Origin of the sequence: Tepidanaerobacter sp. EBM-38, assembly GCA_001896545.1 — a bacterium.
GTDB lineage: Bacteria > Bacillota > Thermosediminibacteria > Thermosediminibacterales > Tepidanaerobacteraceae > Tepidanaerobacter.
Genome location: MPOT01000039.1, coordinates 1 through 1,068 on the forward strand (window position 1 = coordinate 1; position 1,068 = coordinate 1,068).

Annotated in this window: 1 protein-coding gene; it reads left to right on the top strand. The window is 32.0% G+C overall.

Features of this window, described 5'->3' with window-relative positions:
* Positions 1 to 27: 27 nt before the first annotated feature.
* On the top strand, positions 28 to 1,068 hold a 1,041-nt coding region (locus BUC45_RS04460), incomplete at its 3' end, for a PglZ domain-containing protein (protein ID WP_296970673.1).

Consider the following 1,068-nt stretch of genomic DNA (forward strand, 5'->3'; position numbering starts at 1 on the left):
ACTGAAGAATCCGTTCATATAGCAATATTGTCAGCTTTGTGCAAACTTCCCTTTTCCGACCTTGATGAGGTGGTAAAATCTCTTTTAATAGAGTATGCCAAAGATGATAACACGTATTTTACGGAAATAGATAAGTTTGGAGATATTAATACTTTTTGGGCGCTTATGGAGAAATACTACGGATATATTTTAGAGGAAAAAACTATCGAACACCTTAGCGCTTTTTTCTTGATAACAGCTTTGTATTATACCCTTGAAGATAAAATACCAGCTCACTGGGAAAAGTTTATTTCTCCTAAAAAGGCGGACTGTTTTGTGTTTCTTAGTAACTTTATGAACAATGCTAAGGCTATGGATTATTTTGATATGCTTTCAATAAAAGTAGAAAAACAATTAAATCTACGAGATTATGCAGACAAATGGCATATTGATAATTATGTGGTAAGTGATGTATTTAAAATTTTTGATGAGACTATTATAAATAAGTTAATTGAAAATTTAATTTCTGATGCCGGTGAGTTTGAAAGATATACAGATATTATTTTGCAGCGGAGAACAAAACATTGGTATAGAAAGTATGAAAATGACTATAACTGTGTTTACTGGGCCCTAGTTATGCTTGATTCATGGAGAAAGATTAAGGATGATATAAAAGAAGATAAACCATATGATTTATTTCAAAAATATGCGGGTCAATATTACATTATAGATATGGCTTATAGAAAATTCATATATTTCTTTGATAAACTACCTAATAAAGAACCGTTTTTTGAATTAAAGGAAAAGATAGAAAATACCTATGTAAACGGGTATTTGAACCAACTGTCGATAAAATGGAGCGATAGCTTGGAGACTTTAGAGCAAAACTGGAAAATTTCTCCTTTGGAGTTGCAGCAGGATTTCTATATAAATCACGTAAAACCTTATGAAGATAAGGACGAGAGGGTATTTGTAATTATTTCTGATGGTTTAAGATATGAGGCGGCTAAGGAGTTAGAAGAGGATTTGAATACTGAAAGGAAGGGCTCAACAAAGATTACTCCTATGCTTGGCATACTTCCTTCCTAT